At 71.2% G+C, this 17,686-nt stretch carries 19 protein-coding genes; 10 read left to right on the top strand and 9 right to left on the bottom strand.

Features of this window, described 5'->3' with window-relative positions:
• Positions 1–24: 24 nt before the first annotated feature.
• Both ATK30_RS07285 and pknB read right to left on the bottom strand, forming a co-directional pair.
• Positions 25–234: a hypothetical protein gene (locus ATK30_RS07285; RefSeq protein WP_101434904.1), complete on the bottom strand. Its 210-nt coding sequence runs from the start codon at positions 232–234 to the stop codon at positions 25–27.
• Positions 231–2,234 (bottom strand): Stk1 family PASTA domain-containing Ser/Thr kinase, encoded by a 2,004-nt coding sequence (gene pknB, locus ATK30_RS07280; RefSeq protein WP_101434903.1) that lies wholly within the window; start codon positions 2,232–2,234, stop codon positions 231–233. The genes ATK30_RS07285 and pknB overlap by 4 nt, the downstream gene beginning before the upstream one ends.
• Before the next feature lie 92 nt (positions 2,235–2,326).
• On the opposite strand from pknB, the gene ATK30_RS07275 reads away from it, so the two are divergent.
• A complete protein-coding gene (locus ATK30_RS07275) occupies positions 2,327–2,695 on the top strand; it encodes an Rv2175c family DNA-binding protein (protein WP_009075013.1) in 369 nt (122 codons plus the stop codon).
• Between the two features lie 72 nt (positions 2,696–2,767).
• On the opposite strand, the gene ATK30_RS07270 is transcribed toward ATK30_RS07275, so the two are convergent.
• Positions 2,768–3,919, bottom strand: a complete 1,152-nt coding sequence (locus tag ATK30_RS07270; protein WP_244194547.1) for an MFS transporter — start codon at positions 3,917–3,919, stop codon at positions 2,768–2,770.
• A gap of 22 nt (positions 3,920–3,941) precedes the next feature.
• Here ATK30_RS07270 and ATK30_RS07265 point away from each other — a divergent pair, with 22 nt between their 5' ends.
• Both ATK30_RS07265 and ATK30_RS07260 read left to right on the top strand, forming a co-directional pair.
• Positions 3,942–4,490 carry a CGNR zinc finger domain-containing protein gene (locus ATK30_RS07265; protein ID WP_101434901.1) on the top strand — a complete coding sequence of 183 codons (549 nt, stop codon included), beginning with the start codon at positions 3,942–3,944 and terminating at the stop codon, positions 4,488–4,490.
• Positions 4,491–4,495: 5 nt separating this feature from the next.
• Positions 4,496–4,924, top strand: a complete 429-nt coding sequence (locus tag ATK30_RS07260; RefSeq protein ID WP_101434900.1) for a pyridoxamine 5'-phosphate oxidase family protein — start codon at positions 4,496–4,498, stop codon at positions 4,922–4,924.
• Here the strand turns inward: ATK30_RS07260 and ATK30_RS07255 are convergent.
• The 4 genes from ATK30_RS07255 to merB form a co-directional block, all read right to left on the bottom strand.
• Positions 4,896–5,822: a phytoene/squalene synthase family protein gene (locus ATK30_RS07255; RefSeq protein WP_101434899.1), complete on the bottom strand. Its 927-nt coding sequence runs from the start codon at positions 5,820–5,822 to the stop codon at positions 4,896–4,898. The genes ATK30_RS07260 and ATK30_RS07255 overlap by 29 nt on opposite strands.
• A complete protein-coding gene (gene crtI / locus ATK30_RS07250) occupies positions 5,819–7,294 on the bottom strand; it encodes a phytoene desaturase family protein (RefSeq protein ID WP_101434898.1) in 1,476 nt (491 codons plus the stop codon). The genes ATK30_RS07255 and crtI overlap by 4 nt, the downstream gene beginning before the upstream one ends.
• Positions 7,294–8,385, bottom strand: a complete 1,092-nt coding sequence (locus tag ATK30_RS07245; RefSeq protein ID WP_101434897.1) for a polyprenyl synthetase family protein — start codon at positions 8,383–8,385, stop codon at positions 7,294–7,296. Before ATK30_RS07245 ends, crtI begins: the two co-directional genes overlap by 1 nt.
• A gap of 71 nt (positions 8,386–8,456) precedes the next feature.
• On the bottom strand, positions 8,457–9,101 hold the full coding sequence (gene merB / locus ATK30_RS07240; protein ID WP_101434896.1) for an organomercurial lyase: 645 nt from the start codon (positions 9,099–9,101) through the stop codon (positions 8,457–8,459).
• A gap of 102 nt (positions 9,102–9,203) precedes the next feature.
• Here merB and ATK30_RS07235 point away from each other — a divergent pair, with 102 nt between their 5' ends.
• The 4 genes from ATK30_RS07235 (at position 9,204) to ATK30_RS07220 (ending at position 13,516) form a co-directional block, all read left to right on the top strand.
• A complete protein-coding gene (locus ATK30_RS07235) occupies positions 9,204–10,088 on the top strand; it encodes a methylenetetrahydrofolate reductase (protein ID WP_101434895.1) in 885 nt (294 codons plus the stop codon).
• 42 nt (positions 10,089–10,130) lie between these two features.
• Entirely contained in the window at positions 10,131–11,810 is a 1,680-nt protein-coding gene (locus tag ATK30_RS07230; RefSeq protein ID WP_208637292.1) for a DUF885 domain-containing protein, read from the top strand.
• A gap of 56 nt (positions 11,811–11,866) precedes the next feature.
• Entirely contained in the window at positions 11,867–12,358 is a 492-nt protein-coding gene (locus ATK30_RS07225) for a GNAT family N-acetyltransferase (protein WP_244194918.1), read from the top strand.
• 222 nt (positions 12,359–12,580) lie between these two features.
• Positions 12,581–13,516, top strand: a complete 936-nt coding sequence (locus tag ATK30_RS07220) for a DMT family transporter (protein ID WP_101434892.1) — start codon at positions 12,581–12,583, stop codon at positions 13,514–13,516.
• Here the strand turns inward: ATK30_RS07220 and ATK30_RS07215 are convergent.
• Positions 13,455–14,030 (bottom strand): GNAT family N-acetyltransferase, encoded by a 576-nt coding sequence (locus ATK30_RS07215; RefSeq protein ID WP_101434891.1) that lies wholly within the window; start codon positions 14,028–14,030, stop codon positions 13,455–13,457. The genes ATK30_RS07220 and ATK30_RS07215 overlap by 62 nt on opposite strands.
• On the bottom strand, positions 14,027–14,551 hold the full coding sequence (locus ATK30_RS07210) for a YbaK/EbsC family protein (RefSeq protein ID WP_101434890.1): 525 nt from the start codon (positions 14,549–14,551) through the stop codon (positions 14,027–14,029). Before ATK30_RS07210 ends, ATK30_RS07215 begins: the two co-directional genes overlap by 4 nt.
• A gap of 801 nt (positions 14,552–15,352) precedes the next feature.
• Between ATK30_RS07210 and ATK30_RS46050 the strand changes: the two genes are divergently transcribed.
• The 3 genes from ATK30_RS46050 (at position 15,353) to ATK30_RS07195 (ending at position 17,669) form a co-directional block, all read left to right on the top strand.
• Complete coding sequence (locus ATK30_RS46050) at positions 15,353–16,021, top strand: SAV_6107 family HEPN domain-containing protein (RefSeq protein ID WP_244194546.1); 669 nt, start codon at positions 15,353–15,355, stop codon at positions 16,019–16,021.
• Complete coding sequence (locus ATK30_RS07200) at positions 16,011–16,775, top strand: maleylpyruvate isomerase N-terminal domain-containing protein (RefSeq protein WP_101434888.1); 765 nt, start codon at positions 16,011–16,013, stop codon at positions 16,773–16,775. Before ATK30_RS46050 ends, ATK30_RS07200 begins: the two co-directional genes overlap by 11 nt.
• Positions 16,776–16,853: 78 nt before the next feature.
• A complete protein-coding gene (locus ATK30_RS07195; protein WP_143271356.1) occupies positions 16,854–17,669 on the top strand; it encodes a VOC family protein in 816 nt (271 codons plus the stop codon).
• Positions 17,670–17,686 lie beyond the last annotated feature (17 nt).

The following is a 17,686-nucleotide window of genomic DNA, read 5'->3' as shown; positions in this document are numbered from 1 at the left end:
GTCGCCGTCAGCACTGCGACGCGGTCAAGCGCGCAACGGTTGCCACCTTTCCACGTAGACCGTGCGCGGAGGCTCGAAATCGACCACGAGAACGGGGGTGCCGACGGCGAAACTGGTGTCCGGATCCGCCGGATAGGCGTAGAAGGCCTCGGTGCCGCCGCGGACGCTGAGCAGCACCTCGCCGATGAGCCCTGGCCCGACGGTGCCGGTCACCCGGCCGCGGCTGCCGATCATCCGCCGAACCCCCGGATCTTGACCTTGGTGCCCTTGGGCACGAACGAACCGGGGGCCGGGTCCTGCTGCAGCACGAAGTCGAAGCCGCCGTGCCCGTGCCCGTTGCCGTCGCCGCCCTTGCGGTCGACGTCGAGCCCGGCCTGCTTGAGCAGGTCCGCTGCCTCGTCGAACGGGCGGTACCGGACGTCCGGGACCTGGACCGCGTTGGAGACGTAGACCTTGACCGTCTTGGTCCCCGGCGAGCCCGCGCCCGGGTCGGTGCGGGTGACCGCCCCCGCGGGCACGGTCGGCGAGAACTCCTCGCCGCCGTCCTGCGGCTGGAATCCGGCCTGCCGGAGGATCTGGAACGCCTCGTCCTTGGACCGCCCGGTGACGTCCGGGACCGGCGGAAGCGGTTCGGGGCCCTTGGACAGCACCAGCGTGACCTGGCCGCCCACGTCGACCGGGGTGCCCGCGGCCGGGCTCACGCTCAGGACAGTGCCCTGCGGCGCGGTGTCGCTGTACTCCGGCGTGCCCTGGACGACGGTGAGCTTTTGCTCCTCGATCGCCTTGGTGGCCGTGTCCAGCGCGGTGCCGGCGCGGATGTCCGGCACCTTCGGCTTGCCCTTCGACACCACCACGGACACGGTGGCGTCCTGGTCGAGCGTGGTGCCCGGGGCCGGATCCACCTTGATCACCCGGTTGGCGCCGACGGTGTTGTCGAACTCCTGGCTGTAGCGCGGGTTCAGCTTCGCCGCGCGCAGCTGGTCGCCCGCCTCGGCCTGGGTCAGCCCGGCGAGCTTCGGCACGGTCGTGGTCGTGACCTTGGAATCGCTGAGGATGAACGCGAACGCGCCGATCAGGCCGCCGAGCACGAGCACCCCGGCGATCGCCAGCGCGATCAGCTTGCGCTTGTCACGAGGCTTCCGCGGTTCGTCCGGCGCCGGCGGTCCGGCGTGCGGCGGCACGGGAGGGGGCGGGGCGGCGGGCACGGCGCGGGTCATGGCGCGCGTGCCGCGAGGTCCGGAGACCGGCATGGTCTGCTCGCCCCGCGGAACGGCCGGAATGTTCGGGAGCGTGCGTTCGACGTCCGACACGCGGTCGCCGTCCGGCGGCGGGGGCACGGGTACCGCGACCGGCTGCAGTCCCAGTTCGGCGCGCGCGGCCTGCAGCTGCGCCAGGAACTCGCCTCCGTCGGCCGGGCGCTGCTCCGGGTCGCGGCGGGTGGCGCGCAGGATCAGGTCGTCGAGCACCGGCGGCAGATCCGGCCGCAGCTCGCTCGGACGCGGGACGTCGTCGTTCACGTGCCGGTAGGCGACCGAGATCGCGGTGTCGCCGGTGTAGGGCAGGCGGCCGGTGAGCATCTCGTACAGCAGGATGCCCGCCGAATAGACGTCGCTGCGGGCCGTGGTGTCGCCGGTGGCGACCTGTTCGGGGGCCAGGTAGCCGACGGTGCCGAGGATGACGCTCGAGCTCGTGGTGCCCGCGCTGGCCACCGCGCGGACCAGGCCGAAGTCGCCGACCTTGACCACGCCGCCGGCGAGCTGGCCGCTGCGGCCGATGAGCACGTTCTCGGGCTTGACGTCGCGGTGCACCAGCCCGGCGGCGTGCGCGGCGGCCAGCGCGGCCAGCACCGGCTCCGCGACGCTCAGCGCGAGCGAGACGTCCAGCTGGCCCTGTTCGTCCAGGAGGTCGCGCAGCGTGCCGCCGTTGACCAGCTCCATCACCAGGAAGGCGAGCCCGGCGTCCTGGCCGGCCGGGGTGTCGAAGCCCTGGTCGTGCACGGCGACCACGTTCGGGTGATGCAGCTGGGCGGCCGAACGCGCTTCGCGCACGAACCGGTCGACGAACGACCGGTCGTCGGCGAAGCGGGGATCCATGATTTTGATCGCGACCGCGCGGTCGAGACGGGTGTCGAGGCCCCGGTAGACGGCCGACATCCCGCCCCTGGCCAGCAGCTGGTCAACGCGGTACCGGCGTTCGAGCAGGGCGCCGACGAGGCTGGGCTGGGTGCGCGTCACGGTGGGCAATCGTACGGAAGGGCGCGCGTGCCGGGGCGGGTCACCCGTGCGTACCAGTGGGCCGGACGGCGGAATGTGGCACAGTGTCACGTGTGAGTGGGATTCCTGTCGCCGACGACATCCTCGACGCCGCGGTCGCGGTCAAGCCGTTGCCGGAGGTGGCGGCCGCATTGGGCGTCTCGGCCAACAAGGTGCGCCAGATGCTGCGGGATGGCGAGCTGATCGCCGTCCGGCGCGACGGCGAACTCTGCGTGCCCGGAGATTTCTTCGTGAAGGACGGCATCGTCAAGGGGCTGGCCGGCACCATCACCGTGCTCGCCGACTCCGGGTTCAGCCGGACCGAGATGCTGCGCTGGCTCTTCACCGCCGACGACACGCTCCCGGGCAGCACGCCGATCAACGCGCTGCGCACCAGCCACGGCACCGAGGTGAAGCGGCGCGCGCAGGCGATGGCGTTCTAGCCGAAGCGGACCTGGCGGTATATCGACAAAACCGCGGCCGGAGTCGTCGCGCTGGCCGGGCACCGTGAACTCCTAACGGACTAGCTGCTTTCTGCCCGTCCACAACGGATGCGCGATCGCCGCGACCACCTGCATCCCTGCCGCGGCGGCCAATCCGGCGGCAGGGGAGCAGGCGGCCAACGGTCCGGCTACCGCGTTCCCGAGCGCTATTCCGGCGATCTTGATGCTGGCCGCGGTGGTGAACACCTGCGCGCGCATTTCCGGCGGCGCTTCCCGATGCCGAACCGAGAACAATGCCGCCAGTTGCGGCCCTTCGCCAATCCCGGTGAGCGCGACTGCGGCCACTAGCGGAACCGCATTCGGTGCCACCGCCGCCCCGGCAAGTCCGATTCCGATGGCGACCGTGCTCAATTGCACGGCACGGTCCGGCGAGTACGACCGTCGGGAGAGGACAGCGTTCGCCAGCAACGACGCGACCGACAACCCGACAAGCAGCAACGTCCCGTATCCCGCGTTGCCGAGCCGCTGCGCGCCGATCAATGGATAGCAGACAAACGCCATTCCGATCCCGACGCACGACAACGTCGAGGTCGCGGTCGACTGCCGCAACGCGGGATTGCGCACGAGAACTGCCGCCGCTTCGAAGAATCGCGGCCGCTGCCGTTCTCCGTTGCCGGGAAGCCGCCAAGCGAACGGCACCGCGATCAACGTCAACACCCCGGCGACGACCATCGCGGCCGGTGCCCCCGCTGCCGTGGCAAGTAGCCCCGCCACCCCAGGCCCGACGAGCGCCGCCGCGGTGAACGTCATCGCGTCAAGCGTGCTCGCCCTGCCGAGCTTCTCCGCCGGGACGAGCGCGGGCACCTGCGCCGTCCATCCGCCCCCGATCGCCGGTGCCAGCAACCCGGTCGCCACGGCAATCCCGACCACCAGCTCGAACGGCGCTGCTCCGAAGAGCGCGGTGATCGCGGCCAGCCCCGCCGCGTATCCGATCAGCCCGATCGCGAGGACTCGGCCCGGCTTACGCGACCGGTCCAGAATCGCGCCCAGCAGCGGCCCGCCCACCGCGGCCGCGATCGTGAGCCCGGCCAGCAACGTCGATCCGGCGACCGCCCCCGACGCACCCACGCCCAGCAGCAACACCGCCGGACCGGACAACTCGTCACCAGTGCGCGCGGCGGTCGCGCCGGTGAGATACGCCGCGAACCTGTAACGGCTTGTCACTGACAAGATGTTACAGTGGTTCATGCCTGGAACGCAGCCGGATTTCGCGGGCCGCTCCGCCCGGGAGGCCGTCCGTCGTGCCGTAGCGCTGCTCGATGTGCTGCTGGTAGCGGATCCTTCACCGGATTCGGTAGCCGCAGTGCTGGTCGAGCACGGTGAACCACAGGTCCAGCTCTCCGCGCGAGAGGTGGCTGAGCTGCGCGCCGCCGCGCTGGAACTGCGGGAGGTCTTCGCCGCGCCGGACGTCGCTTCGGCCGCCGAGGTGTTGAACGCGCTGTTCTCGACTTACGCCGCGCCCCCGCGCCTGACCGCGCACGACGACAACTTCGGCTGGCACCTGCACGTCGACTCCGCCGACGACGGCCCGTGGGGAGCCTGGCTGATCACGTCCTCCGCGCTGGCTTTGGCCACCCTGCTGGCCGACCGCCAGAGCGTTCCCGGCGGTTTGTGCGCGTCGCCGTCGTGCGGGAAGCCCTTCGCTCACCTCGGCGGGGGAAGTCCGCGCCGCTACTGTTCTTCCCGGTGCGCCACAAGGGAACGCGTCGCCGCCCACCGTGCCCGGCTAACCTGATCGCCATGGAGATCCTTTCCCTGGCGGGCTTCACGAGCTTCGTCCGGGCCAATCCGCTGGGCGTCGTCGCCACGGCCGCCCCGAACGGCCATCCCGAGGCGGCTTTGGTCAGCTTCGCCGTCACCCCGGACGGATCGCTGCTGTTCAACGCCCAGCTCACCACGCGCAAGGTGGCCAACCTCCGCGCCAATCCGCGCACCGCCGTGGTCATCGGCTGCACCGGCGCGATTTCGGTCCAGGCCGAAGGCGCGGCAGTCATCGAATCCGGCGCTGCCCGCCGCGAGGCTGGCCAGGTCTACCTGGAGCGGTTCCCGGGCTCTCGCGCCCTGGACGAGGATTTCGCCCTCATCCGCCTGGTCCCGGATTGGCTGCGCTCGTACGACGCCAGCGTCGAACCCGCCCGAGTCAGCGAGGGCGTGCCGACCTGGACGTGAGCGCACGCCGCGCCAGCGCGGGCAACGCGACCGCGATCCGTCGCCCGTTGCCCACGACCGCGCGCCGGTTGAGCACGGCGTAATCCATTGCCTCGATCTCGTCCAGAATACCCTCGTACAACGTAATCGCCGTCCGGACGCACGGCCGAGATTCGGGCCGCAGCAACGGAATCCCCGCGTCCGCTCGCCGATACACCGCACGCGTCCGCGAAACCGCCACCGCAAGCGCCGCCCGTACCCGCGGGTCCGAACGGTCGTTCCGCCGCGCGTCCAGCAACACCGCGCGGTCCACCCCGAACGCCGCCAGTTCCTCCGTCGGCAGGTACAACCGCCCACGATCGAGATCTTCACCGACATCGCGCAGGAAATTGGTCAGCTGGAACGCTTCTCCCAACGCCGCCGCGCTCGGCGAAGCCTCCTCCCGAGGCACGACGGTCCCGAACACCGGCAGCATCTGCAGCCCGATCACGCACGCCGAACCGTAGATGTACTCGCCGAGGTCGGCGTAAGTCGCGTACTCCGTAACGGTCAGGTCCATCCGCATGGAATGCAGGAACGCGTCCACGAGATCGCGGCGGATGTCGTAGCGGCGCACCGTGTCCGCGAGCGCGGCCAGCACCGGATCGGCCGGGACGCTCCCGTCGTAAACCTCGTCGACGAGCCCGGCGACCTTGTCCAGCGCGACCGCCGGATCGGTGCCGGGCTCGGGGTTGTCGACCAGCTCGTCGGCCATCCGCGCGAAGCCGTACAGCGCGTGCGCGGCCGGTCTCGCCCGGGCCGGAAGCAGCCGGGTGGCGAGGAAAAACGTGCGGCCGTGGTGGGCGTTGATGCGGCGGCACTCCGTGTACGCGGCGCGCAGCGCGGGCTCGGCGATGCCGGCCGCGTCGAGTTCGTTCACCGGCCGGTGATCCTTTCCGCGGCGAGCCGTCCGGAGATCAGCACCGGCGGGATGCCGACCCCCGGCGTCGTCCCGCATCCGGCGAGCACCACGTTTTCCGCCGCCCGCACCAGGTTCGCGGGCCGGAAGGGGCCGGTCTGGGCAAAGGTGTGCGCGAGCGAGAACGGCGTCCCGGCGGCCAATCCGCGTGCCGCCCAGTCCGCCGGAGTCAGCTGTTCGTCCACAATGTACTCTTCGCGGAACCCGCTGAGGCCACGCGATTCCAGCGTACGCACCAGTTCTTCGCGATAAGCCGGACCGACGCGCGCCCAGTCGATCGGGCCGGTGTTCAGATTCGGGGCCGGAGCGAGCACGGAGACGATCTCGCCTCCGTCGCTGGCGAGCGACGGCTCCGTCGCGGTCGGGCGCGTGACCAGCAACGACGGATCGCTCATCAGCTTGCCCTCGCGGACGATCTCGGCGAAGGTGCGTTCCCACGCCTGGCCGAAAAAGATCGTGTGGTGGTCCAGCTCCGGCCACGAACGGCCCGCGTGCCCGTGCAGCACGAAGGCCGACGGCGAGTACTTCAACGGCAGCACACGCCGCGGACGCGCGCCGATCAGCCGGTACGCCGCCGAAAGCTCTGTCGCGAGCACCACGGCGTCACACTCAATACGCTCGCCCGAGCGCGTGCGTACAGCGCGTACGCGGGACGACACTCGCTCAAGCCACGCAGCTTCCGTGCCGAACCGCAGCTCCGCGCCAGCACGCGACGCAGCGTCGGACATCGCGCGAGCGATAGCGCCCATGCCGCCGCGCGGGTAGTACACGCCGCCGACGGTGTCCATGTACGCGATGACGCCGTACGCGCCGAGCGCACGCGTGGGGTCAAGACCTGCGTACAACGCCTGGAACGAGAAGAGCCGACGTACGCGCTCGTCGCGCAAGAAGCTGGAGACGCGTGGCCCTAACCGGCCGAAGCCGCCCAACGCGGCGAGCTTCACCAGTTCCGGGCGGACGAGATCGAGCGGCGAATCGAAGTTCGCGCCGATGAAATGGTCCTTCTGCGCCGCGTACAGGTCGGTGAGCCACCGCCGCAGCCGCCGGTAACCGTCCGCCTCGGCCGGACCGGCGAACGACCGGATCTCGGCTTCCATCGCGTCGCCGTCGGTGTGCACGGCGAGCGTGCTGCCGTCGGCGAAACGAGCCCGGTACGCCGGATCGAGCCTGGTCAGCGGCACGGTTCCGGCCAGCGATTCGCCGACCGCGTGCAGGGCTTCGTCCACCAGTTCCGGCATGGTCAGCACGCTGGCCCCGGTGTCGACCGCGTTGGCGCCGAAATCCTGCTGGCCGGCTCGTCCGCCGGGCATCTTCTGCTGTTCCAGCAGCGTCACCCGCCGTCCCGCGCCGAGCAGGTGCAGCGTCGCCGACAGCCCGGCCAGGCCCGCGCCGACGACCACCACGTGGTCGGCGCGCCCGTTCACCGTCCGCATCAGAACTTCCGCTGGGTAGCCAGACGGATCAGCTCGGCGAGCGCCGACGGAGCGGGCTCGGCCAGATGCGCGCGGTCGAGCGCGGCGTTCGCGGAGGCGGTCAGCTCGTCGATCCGGCGCTCCACCGCGGCGATCGCGCCGACCGACGTCAGCGCCTCGCGCACGCGATCCACCGTGGCACCGGCCAGATCGGCGGCCCCGATCGCGTCCGCGATCACCTTGGCCGCGGCGTGGTCGCCTCGCTCGGCGGCGAGCTGCAGGCCGAGCGCCACGAGCAGGGTGCGCTTGCCCTCGCGCAGGTCGTCGCCGGCGGGCTTGCCGGTCACCGACGGGTCGCCGAACACGCCGAGCAGGTCGTCGCGCAGCTGGAACGCCACGCCGACGTCGCCGCCGAACTCCAGCAGGGTGGCGATCAGCCGGTCGTCCGCCCCGGCGAGCGAGGCTCCGAGGTGCAGCGGCCGCTGGACCGTGTACGCGGCGGTCTTGAGCCGGTCGATCCGCAGCGCGGCCTCGGGCGAAGCGTCGCCCACGGCCTGTGTGCGGACGTCGAGGTACTGCCCGGCGAGCACCTCGGTGCGCATCGCGCGCCAGGCCGGGCGGGCCGCCGCGATCGTCGCCGGGGGCAGCGGGGCCTCGGCGAACATGTCGTCGGCCCAGGCCAGCGCCAAATCGCCCACCAGCACCGCGCTGGCCAGCCCGAACACCGACGGCGAACCGAGCCAGCCGCGGTCGGCGTGCAGTTTCTCGGCGGCCACGTGCACGGTCGGCCTGCCGCGGCGCGAGTCGGAGGAGTCGATGAGGTCGTCGTGGATGAGCGCGCACGCCTGGATCAGCTCGAGGCTCGCCACCGCCTGCAGCGCGCCCTCGGCGAGCGGGCCGGACGCCGCGCCGCCCGCGCCGCGCCAGCCCCACCAGGCGAAGGTCGGCCGGATCCGCTTGCCGCCGCCCAGCACGAAACCCGACAGCGCCTCGATCCCGGCCGCGACGCTCGGTTCGGTGCGCAGGATCTCGCTCCCCGCCCGGCCGAGGAAATCGGCCAGCGCACGCTCCACGTGCGCGGGGAGGTCGGCGTCGAATCCGGGCGCGTCCATGCCTTCATCCTCCGGGACGCGGGCGGCCGGGGTCACGCCGGGCGCCCCCGGATGTGGCGCACCAGACGTGGTCAGGCGCTCCGGAACGCGTCCGGACGCGCGCTCGCCGCGAAGTATTCCGCCGCCTCGGCCGGTCCGCGCGGCCGGTAACCGGGTTCGAGGCAGCCGGTGTACCAGTCCTTCGCGAGATGCCACAGCGCGTCGAGCCCGAGCAGCTCGCCCGGACTGTCCACACAGGACTCGTCGCAGTAGAGCCGCTGCTTTCCGCGGTCTCCGGCCAGCTGGTCGGGCGGGACCGGGAAGTACGCCACCTGCGCGCCGGCCGGCGGCCGGTCGCGCCGCACGACCAGCGCGGACGGCTCGCCGCAGCCGGGACAACGCGTCGCCACCAGCACCTCCGGCTCGCCGGAGACGAGGTGCGGGATCGCGAACGAATCCCAGGCGCATCCGCCCCACCACATGGTGTGCTCGCCCATCACCGCGAACCCGAGCGGGACCGCGGCGAACGGCGCGGCCAGCGCCACGTGCTCGCATTCGTCGAGCCACAGCCATCTCGGGTCGGCCATCCGGTGCAGCGCCTGTTTCGCCACCGCGAGCGACCCGTGCGCGGCGTCGGCCAGCTCGGGCGCGGTAGGCGGGCGGCCGCGGGTGGCGAAGGCGCGGTAGACGGCCACGCGCACGTCTTCGTCCCAGGCCAGATCGTCTTCACTGCTCATCGGCTCGCCTCCCCGGGAGGGTTCGATGCCTGACGGTACGCGTGGCCAAGCCCACCCCGCAGCTCTGCCGCGGGTCGCGGCGAGCCACTACCATTTCACCCCATGACGTCGGTGATCGAAAGGCTGCGGGGGGACGGGCCCGCGTTCTCCGTCGAGTTCTTCCCGCCCCGCGACGAAGCCGACGAGGCGGTCCTGTGGAAGGCCATCCGCGAGCTGGAACCGCTGGACCCGGCGTACATGTCGATCACCTACGGCGCGGGCGGTTCGAGCCGCGACGGCACCATCCGCAGCATCGCCCGCGTCGCCACCGAAACCACGCTCTGCCCGATGGCCCACCTGACGGCGGTCGACCATTCGGTGTCCGAACTGCGGAACGTGATCGGCTGGTACGCGGCCGTCGGCGTCCGCAACATCCTCGCGCTGCGCGGCGACCCGCCCGGCGACGTCTACGGCGACTGGGTGCCGCACCCCGAGGGCCTCACCTACGCCGAGGAACTGGTCGAGCTGGTCCGCTCGCTCGGCGACTTCTGCGTCGGCGTCTCGGCGTTCCCGTACGGCCACCCGCGTTCGCCGGACCTGGAATCGGACACGAAACACCTGGTCCGCAAGTTCCGCGCGGGAGCCGATTTCGCGATCGCGCAGCTGTTCTTCGAGGCCGAGGACTTCCTGCGGCTGCGCGACCGGGTCGCCGCCGCGGGCTGCGACGCGCTCGTGCTGCCCGGCATCATGCCGCTGACCACGCTGCGGACGCTGCACACGACGATCAAGCTCTCCGGAGCCCCGGCGTCGCAGCGGCTGCTCGACCGGCTCGAACCGCTGTCGGACGACCCCAAGGCCTTCCGTGCGGCCGGCCTCGACTGGGTCACCGAACTGTGCGAGAAACTGATCGCCGAAGGCGTGCCCGACCTGCACTTCTACACGTTCAACCGGTCCAAGGCGACGCGCGAGGTCGTCACGCGGCTCGGACTGGTGCCCGCCCGCGCGTAACTCCGTGGGCTCGGGGCCCCTCCGGCCGGTAGCGTGCCGGACATGGCTTCCACCGAACAGAGCGTTCCGGAGATCTGCGACCGGTACGTCGACGATTACGTGGCCGTGGACCCGGTCGCGGCCACCATGCTCGGCGTCGCAGGCTACGACGACCAGCTGACCGACTATTCGCCCGCGGGCCACGAAGCCCGTGCGGAGCTGGCGCGGCGCGCGCTGGCCGCCGTGACCGCCGCCGAACCGGCGAACGCGGGGGAGCGGGTCGCGAAGGCCGTGTTCAGCGAGCGGATCGGCCTCGAGCTGGAGATCCACGACGCGGGTCTCGACGCCGCTTCGCTCAACGTGATCGAGAGCCCGGTGCAGGGCCTGCGCATGGTCTTCGACCTGATGCCGACCGACACCCCGGACGACTGGGCGAACGTCGCGGCCCGGCTGCCGAAGGTGCCCGAGGCGCTCGCCGGCGTCCGCGCGTCGCTGCTGGCCTCGGCCGACAAGGGACAGGTTTCGGCGCTGCGGCAGGTCTCGAAGGTCGCCGAGCAGTGCGAGACGTGGGCCGGGCTCAAGGACGGCCCCGGATTCTTCGCCAGCCTGGTCGCCGACGCGGATGTCGATGCGCTGAAGTCCGAACTGGCCTCGGGCGCGCGGGCCGCGGACGAGGCGTTCGCGGAGTTCGCCGGATTCCTGCGCGCCGAACTGGCTCCGAGGGCTCCGGTGAAGGACGCGGTCGGCGAGGACACCTACCGGCTGTGGTCGCGCTACTTCATCGGCGCGGAGCTGGACCTGCGCGAGGCCTACGAGTGGGGTTGGCACGAATTCTCGCGCCTCGAAACGGAAATGCGCGCGGTCGCGAACCGCATCAAGCCCGGTTCGACGCCCGCGGAGGCCGCGGCCGTGCTCGACGCCGACCCGCGCTACCGCATCCAGGGCCGCCCGCAGTTCGAGGCGTGGATGCAGCAGCTGTCCGACGACGCGCTGAAGTCGTTGCGCGGCAAGCACTTCGACATCCCGGACCGGCTGATGGCGCTGGAATGCAAGATCGCCCCGCCCGGCGGTGGCGTCGGCGCGTACTACACCGGACCGAGCGAGGACTTCAGCCGCCCGGGCCGGACGTGGTGGTCGCTTCCCGCGGACCGCAACGAATTCACGACGTGGCGCGAGGTGTCGACGGTCTACCACGAGGGCGTCCCGGGCCACCACCTGCAGATCGCGACGGCGGTCAACCAGGCCGAGACCCTCACGAAGTACCAGCGGCTGATGACGTTCATCTCGGCGCACGGCGAAGGCTGGGCGCTGTACGCGGAACGCCTCATGGAGGAACTGGGTTACCTGTCGGACGACGGCAACCTGCTCGGCATGCTGTCCGAGCAGCTGTTCCGCGCCGCCCGCGTCGTGGTCGACCTCGGCATGCACCTCGAACTGGAAATCCCGGCAGGCACTGGATTCCACGAGGGTTCGCGCTGGACGCCGGACCTCGGCCTGGAGTTCATGCTGACCCGCACGATCACCGATCACGCGCACATCCACGACGAGATCGACCGCTACCTCGGCTGGCCGGGCCAGGCCCCCTCGTACAAGCTCGGCGAACGCCTGTGGCTGGCGGCGCGCGACGACGCCCGAGCGCGGCAGGGTTCGGCGTTCGACATCAAGCAGTTCCACACGAAGGCCCTGAAAATGGGCGGCATGGGACTGGACACCCTGCGCGAGCAGCTGGCGCAACTGGACTGAGACTGCTTTCCCGGGCCGGCGGTTTCCGCTGGCCCGGGAGTCTCCTACGCTTGACTGTGCTTACCGCTCAGCCCATCGCCACGGTCCGGCTGGACCTGCTGCCGCTGTCCGTCTCCCATGCCGAGGAGATGGCTGAGGTGCTGTCCGATCCGGCCCTGCACACGTACATCGGCGGTGCTCCGGACTCGGCGGAGTCTCTCCGTTCGCGTTACCGGCGGATGACCGCGGGCTCGCCCGATCCAGCGGTGTCCTGGCTGAACTGGGTGATCCAGCCGCGCGATTCCGGGCTGGCGGGCACTGTCCAGGCGACGGTCCGCGACGCGGTCGCCGAAATCGCCTGGGTCGTGGGTACTCCGTGGCAGGGCCGGGGCATCGCCACCGAGGCGGCCCGAGGCTTGGTCGGCTGGCTCCTCCGGCAGCCAGTGGACGCGGTCATCGCCCACATCCACCCGGAAAACCGGGCTTCCGCCGCTGTCGCCGCCGCGGCGGGGCTCACCGCCACCGAGGAAGTGCACGACGGCGAGATCCGCTGGCGGCGCACGCGATGAGCGCAACAAAACCGTTGGTCATCTGTCCGGCCGCTGGTTAAGCTCCCGCCCGTGCACCGGATCTTCCTCGTCACCCCACCCCCGGCCTCCTGAGCGGGGCAGTTTTCGCCGCGTGCGCCCGGATCAGGGCACGCGGCCACCGGATGACGTCCTGAACCGGCCAACGCACGCTGCCCCGCGTCGTCGATCTCCGATTCCTTCGACGCAGGAGCCCTCTTCCGCATGTCCATCTCCGCACCTTCGCGCGCCCGCTCGTCCGCCGCCCTCGTCATAGCCGGCGTGCTCTGGGGAACCGGCGGCCTCTCCGGCTCGCTTCTCGGCCACCAAGCCGGCGTGCACCCACTGGTCGTCGCCACCTACCGTCTGCTTGTCGGCGGCGCCGCGAGCGCGGTCTACGTCGCCCTGACCGCCGGACTTCGCTTCCCCGCCAAGCAAACCTGGCGTCGTCTCCTCCTCATCGGCAGCCTCTTCGCCTTCTTCCAAGCCAGCTACTTCGCCGCCGTCGCGCTCAGCTCAGTCAGCGTCGCGACCATGACCACCATCGGCAGCTCCCCGGTCGCACTGGCCGTAGCGTCCGCTATCCGCACTCGCCGCGCACCGCGCGTGACGACGCTGGTGTCCGTCCTGGGTGCCGTCGCAGGTCTGGTGTTGCTGCGCTGGTCCCCGGACTCGGTCGCACAACCCGCCGGAATCCTCTTCGCCCTGCTCGCGGGCTCAGGCTTCGCTGTCCTGACGACAGTCACCGCGAAGCCCGGCTTAGCCCCCATGACGACCACCGCGTACGGCTGCCTCCTCGGCGGCCTGTTGCTCACTCCCGCCGCGGCGTGGCTGGGGATGGCGCTTCCTCTCCGGCCGGACGTCCTGCTCGTAGCCGCCTACTTCGGCATCGTGCCGACAGCGGCCGCGTACGCCGCTTACTTCCGCGGTCTGTCCGGTGCGCATCCCGTCCTTGGCGCCCTGTCGGCACTGCTGGAACCGCTGACCGCCACGATCCTGTCCGTGGCGTTGCTCGGCGAACGTCTGGGCGTGCTCGCCTGGACCGGTGCGGCTCTGCTGGTCGCGGCGCTGGCTGTCGGCTATTGGCGGCCGGAACCGGTCAGCGAGGTTCAATCGGGAGCGACCGCCCCAGAATCGCGAACGGCCGCGGATCGCCCGTGAACTGGTAGTCGCGCAGAACGTCGACGAACCCCATGCGCCGGTACAGTTTCCAAGCCCGGCTGGTCCCCTCGGGCGTGGAGAGCAGGACGTTCGCGCTGGGCACGCCGTCGAGCAGCCGGCGCAGCAGGTCCTCGCCGATCTGCTTGCCCTGGTTTTCCGGGCGCACGTGGATCTCGGTGAGCTCGAAGTAGTCCGCGAGCCAGCGCTCGGCTTCCTCCGTCCCGGAGCGGCGGGTGAGGCCGTGCCGGACCTGCTCGTGCCACCACTGCCCGGCGCGGCCCTTGTAGCCGTAAGCGATTCCGAGCAGGACGCCGTTGTCGTCGAGGGCGGCCATGCAGCGCCAGCCCTCGCGCAACGCGTGCGTGAGCCACATCGGCGCGCGCTGCTCGGCCGTGCCCTCGGGGTAGTGCATCGCGTTCACGTAGATCGCCAGCGCTTCCGGCAGCCGGGACCGGAACTCGTCGGCGGAGAACTGCACGTACCGGGAGCACCCGGAGGAGGACATCGCGGTCACAGTCGACCATCCTCCCCTTCGCCCGAGAGATCGCCGGGGGTGCCCCCGGTGAGCGTGACGAGCGCGTCGAAGGTGGTGGGGAAGACCGATTTCGGATGCCCGGCGGCGGCCCACACCTCGGAATGCCCGCGCAACGCCGTGTCCACCAGCGTAACGAGCTTCTCCGGATGCCCGACCGGAGCGACGCCCCCGATCGGCTGCCCGGTGTGCTCCCGGACGAACGCCGCGTCCGCCTTGCCGACCTCCGCGACCCCGGCGAGTTCCGCCAGCCGGGACTCCTTCGCCCGGTGCGCTCCCGAGGTGAGCGCGAGCAGCGCGACCTCAGTCCCGTCGGCGGTGCGGGCACGGAAAACCAGGCTGTTCGCGATAGCGCCGACCGGTACGCCGAGCGCCTCCGCGGCCTGCGCGGCAGTGCGCACTTCAGCGGGCAGCACCCGCACTCCGGCAGCGGCGGCGTGCTGCCCGGCCTCGCCCAGCGCGGCGGTGACCTTGGCGACAGCGGGATGGTCGTGGGTGCTCACCCGGTTATGAGACCACGCCGGTGCGGCCGTGTCCCGCACCACGTGCCCGGATTCCGCCGGCGGGGTTGAGCGGACTCGCCGGCGCGGCTACTCTGGAAACAGATCGAACAGACGTTCGATACCCGGTGGGAGCGCACCGGCCGGTCCCGGGGTGGGGGAAGCACCTCGGGCCCCGGCCGGGCCCACCCGAGCAGGAGGAGGGTCGCCATGTCCGTCTCGGTCGTGTCCCCCGCGGACCGCGCCGCCGAGGGACGCCCAGACCGACCTGGTGCGGTTGGCGAACAGCTGACGTTCGGCGCGCCGGTGGAACAGCCGGGCCGGTCTGATGCCCCGGCGGCTTCCGCGGAGCCGGCTGCCGTCCCTTCGGCTGGTGCTTCGGCTGGGTCCTCTGCTCCGGTGACTGGCTCTGCTCAGCCTGGCCTGGATCTGTGGTCGGGATCGGAGAACGGTTTTGCTGAGTCGTCTGCTTCGGAGGCGAGTCCTGCTGCGCCGGAAGGTGGCCGAGGCCCGCAGCCCGCGTGGGGAAGCAACTCCGTGTCGTCAACTTCGGTGACCGGCTCCGGCCAGTCCTCTGCTTCGGCGGCTGGTCCCGCCTTGTCAGCTGCACCGGGAGATGGCCCTGCTGCTTCGGCTCCTGCTTCGGCGGCTGGTTCTGCTCGGTCCGCTGCTTCGGAGAACGGTCCAGACCTGCAGCCTGCGCTGGGAAGCAACTTTGCGGCACCGTCGGCTTCGGTGACCGCCTCTGCTTCGGCGGCTGGTTCCGGTTTGGCGCCTGCATCGGGAAGCGGCTCTGCTGCGTCGGTGACCAGTTCAGCCCGGTCCGTTGCTCCGGCGACCGACCCCGCGCTGCCCGTCGCATCGGAGGCCGGTTCCCCCGCAGCGGCCAGCCCCGCTCGCACCCCCACCTCCAGGCCCACCGTGCACCACGTCCCCGAAACCACCCTGCCCAGCTCCCCGCCGCCGAGGCAGGTCGTCCACCGCACCCGAGCCGCGGTCCGGCCCTCCGCCGAACCGGCCGCTCGCCGCTCCGGCGCCCAGGGCCAGCCGCAGCTCCCGCTGTCGCTGCGTCCACCGGCCCCTCCGGAGGCGGTCGCCCTCCTCGCCCAAGCGAATCGCGGGCTCGACCACGCGGAAAACGAACGCGACCCGGCCGAACGCTTCATCGGCGCCTACCTGGCCGCCTTGCGCGGCGCAGGGGCGGTGCTCGCCGTCCGAGGCCGCCCGCGCCGGGGCCGGGGCCGTCCGGCCAGCGGCTGGGTGCTGCTCGACGCGGTCGCTCCCGAACTGCGCGAATGGTCGGCGTTCTTCGCCGACCACTCGGAAACCCGGGCCGCCGCCGAAGCGGGCATCACCGGCCGCGTCACCGCCGAACTGGCCGCGGGCCTGCTGCAGGCGACCGCCCAGTTCCTCGAACTGGTCCGCCGGGTCGTGCACGGCCTGCCGATGTCCGGGGAAGCTCATGTCGCGTGAACTGGGCACGGTCGACCACGGCCGGTTGCTCGAAGCGTTCTCCGTGGAGGCGCAGCTGCTGGGGGAGGTGGCGCACTCGGCGTCGCCCGATTCGCCGGTGCCCACCGCCCCAGGCTGGACGTTGAACGAGCTGCTCAAGCACGTCGGCGCCGTGTACTGGCAGGTGCTCGGCTGGATCCGCGACGGCCGCCGTCCCGAATCGTGGCGCGAACCCCTGCCCGGCCAGCCGGTGGTCGATTTCTACTCCACTGCCCGCGCGGAGCTCGAAGTCGAACTCGCCAACCACGACCCATCCACCCGGGCCACCACCTGGTGGTCCGCCGATCCGACCCACGGTTTCTGGCGCCGTCGCATGCTCCACGAAACTCTCGTGCACCGAGTGGACGCCGAAAACGCGGCCGGAATCGGCGACTCGGCGGTCCCGGACGACCTGGCTGCCGACGGCGTCGACGAGGCCCTCACCCTCTACTTCGGACACAAGCTCACCACCATGGGCATCTCGGGAACCCGAAACGGCACAGTGGGTTTCCACACCGGCGGCCACAGCTGGATCGCGCGAGCGGGCCCCGGCGAGACAGAGGCCTGGCGCTGCTCACCCCGAGAAGCCGACGCCGCGGACGCGATCGTCACCGGCTCGCCCGCGAACGTGTACCTGTGGCTGTGGGGAAGAGTCCCGGTGACCATGGTCCACACCGACGGAGACCACGAGCTGTCCGCCCAAGCCTGGGCCCTGCTGCGACTAGCCACCAGGTAACCGCGGAGAACCGAAAGCGGGGAAGCTTCCCGGTTCTTCCGGCCAGCGCATTTCTGGACCACCCGTGGCGATCCGGCTGTGCCGGCAAACGCGATACCCCGCGCTTGCCGGCACAGTTCTTTCACCCGACCTCGCCAACCCGTTGCGCCACCCGGTTTTGTCGGCCCTGCCCGCTACCGTGGCGGCATGGCAACACGTCTGGTCAACCTGGTCACCGCCGCCGAACAACCGGCACGCCTGGCCCGCTTCTGGGCCGACCTCCTCGGCTGGCGGACCACGACAGAATCCCCAGACGAAGCCACCGTCCAACCCCCACCCGACGACGGTTGCGAACTCACCCTGGTCTTCGCCGCGACCTTCCGCCCGAAGACCGACAAAAACCGTCTCCACCTAGACCTCTCCAGCACCTCCGGCGAGAACCAGCGCGAAACAGTCGCCCGAGCCGTTTCCCTAGGGGCACGCCCAATCGACATCGGCCAGCACAACGTTCCGTGGATCGTTCTGGCCGACCCGGAAGACAACGAATTCTGCGTACTCGAACCCCGCGAGGAATACGCCAATTCCGGTGCCATCGCAGCGATAGTCGTCGACGCACAGGACCCCGCGCGCCTAGCCCGCTTCTGGTCCCCGCTCGCAGGGTGGCCGATCACCGCCGACGAGCCCGCCATCACCACGCTGCGCAACCCCACCGGCCGGGGCCCCACCCTCGAATTCCTGCGCGTGAACACCCCGAAGCACGGCAGAAACCGCCTCCACCTGGACCTGGCCCTCCACGGCGACCACACCGCCGAAACCCGCCGCCTTCAAGCCGCCGGCGCTCGCTCCGTCGCAGCCGGCCAGACCGACTTCACCGACCCGGAAGACAACGAATTCCGCCTTCTCGTCCCACACTGACCCGCGCCACTGTTTCC

This window comes from Amycolatopsis echigonensis, assembly GCF_002846615.1.
GTDB classification, from domain to species: domain Bacteria; phylum Actinomycetota; class Actinomycetes; order Mycobacteriales; family Pseudonocardiaceae; genus Amycolatopsis; species Amycolatopsis echigonensis.
The sequence above is the reverse complement of the archived record's forward strand: the minus strand, read 5'-3'. Positions and strand labels throughout refer to the sequence as shown.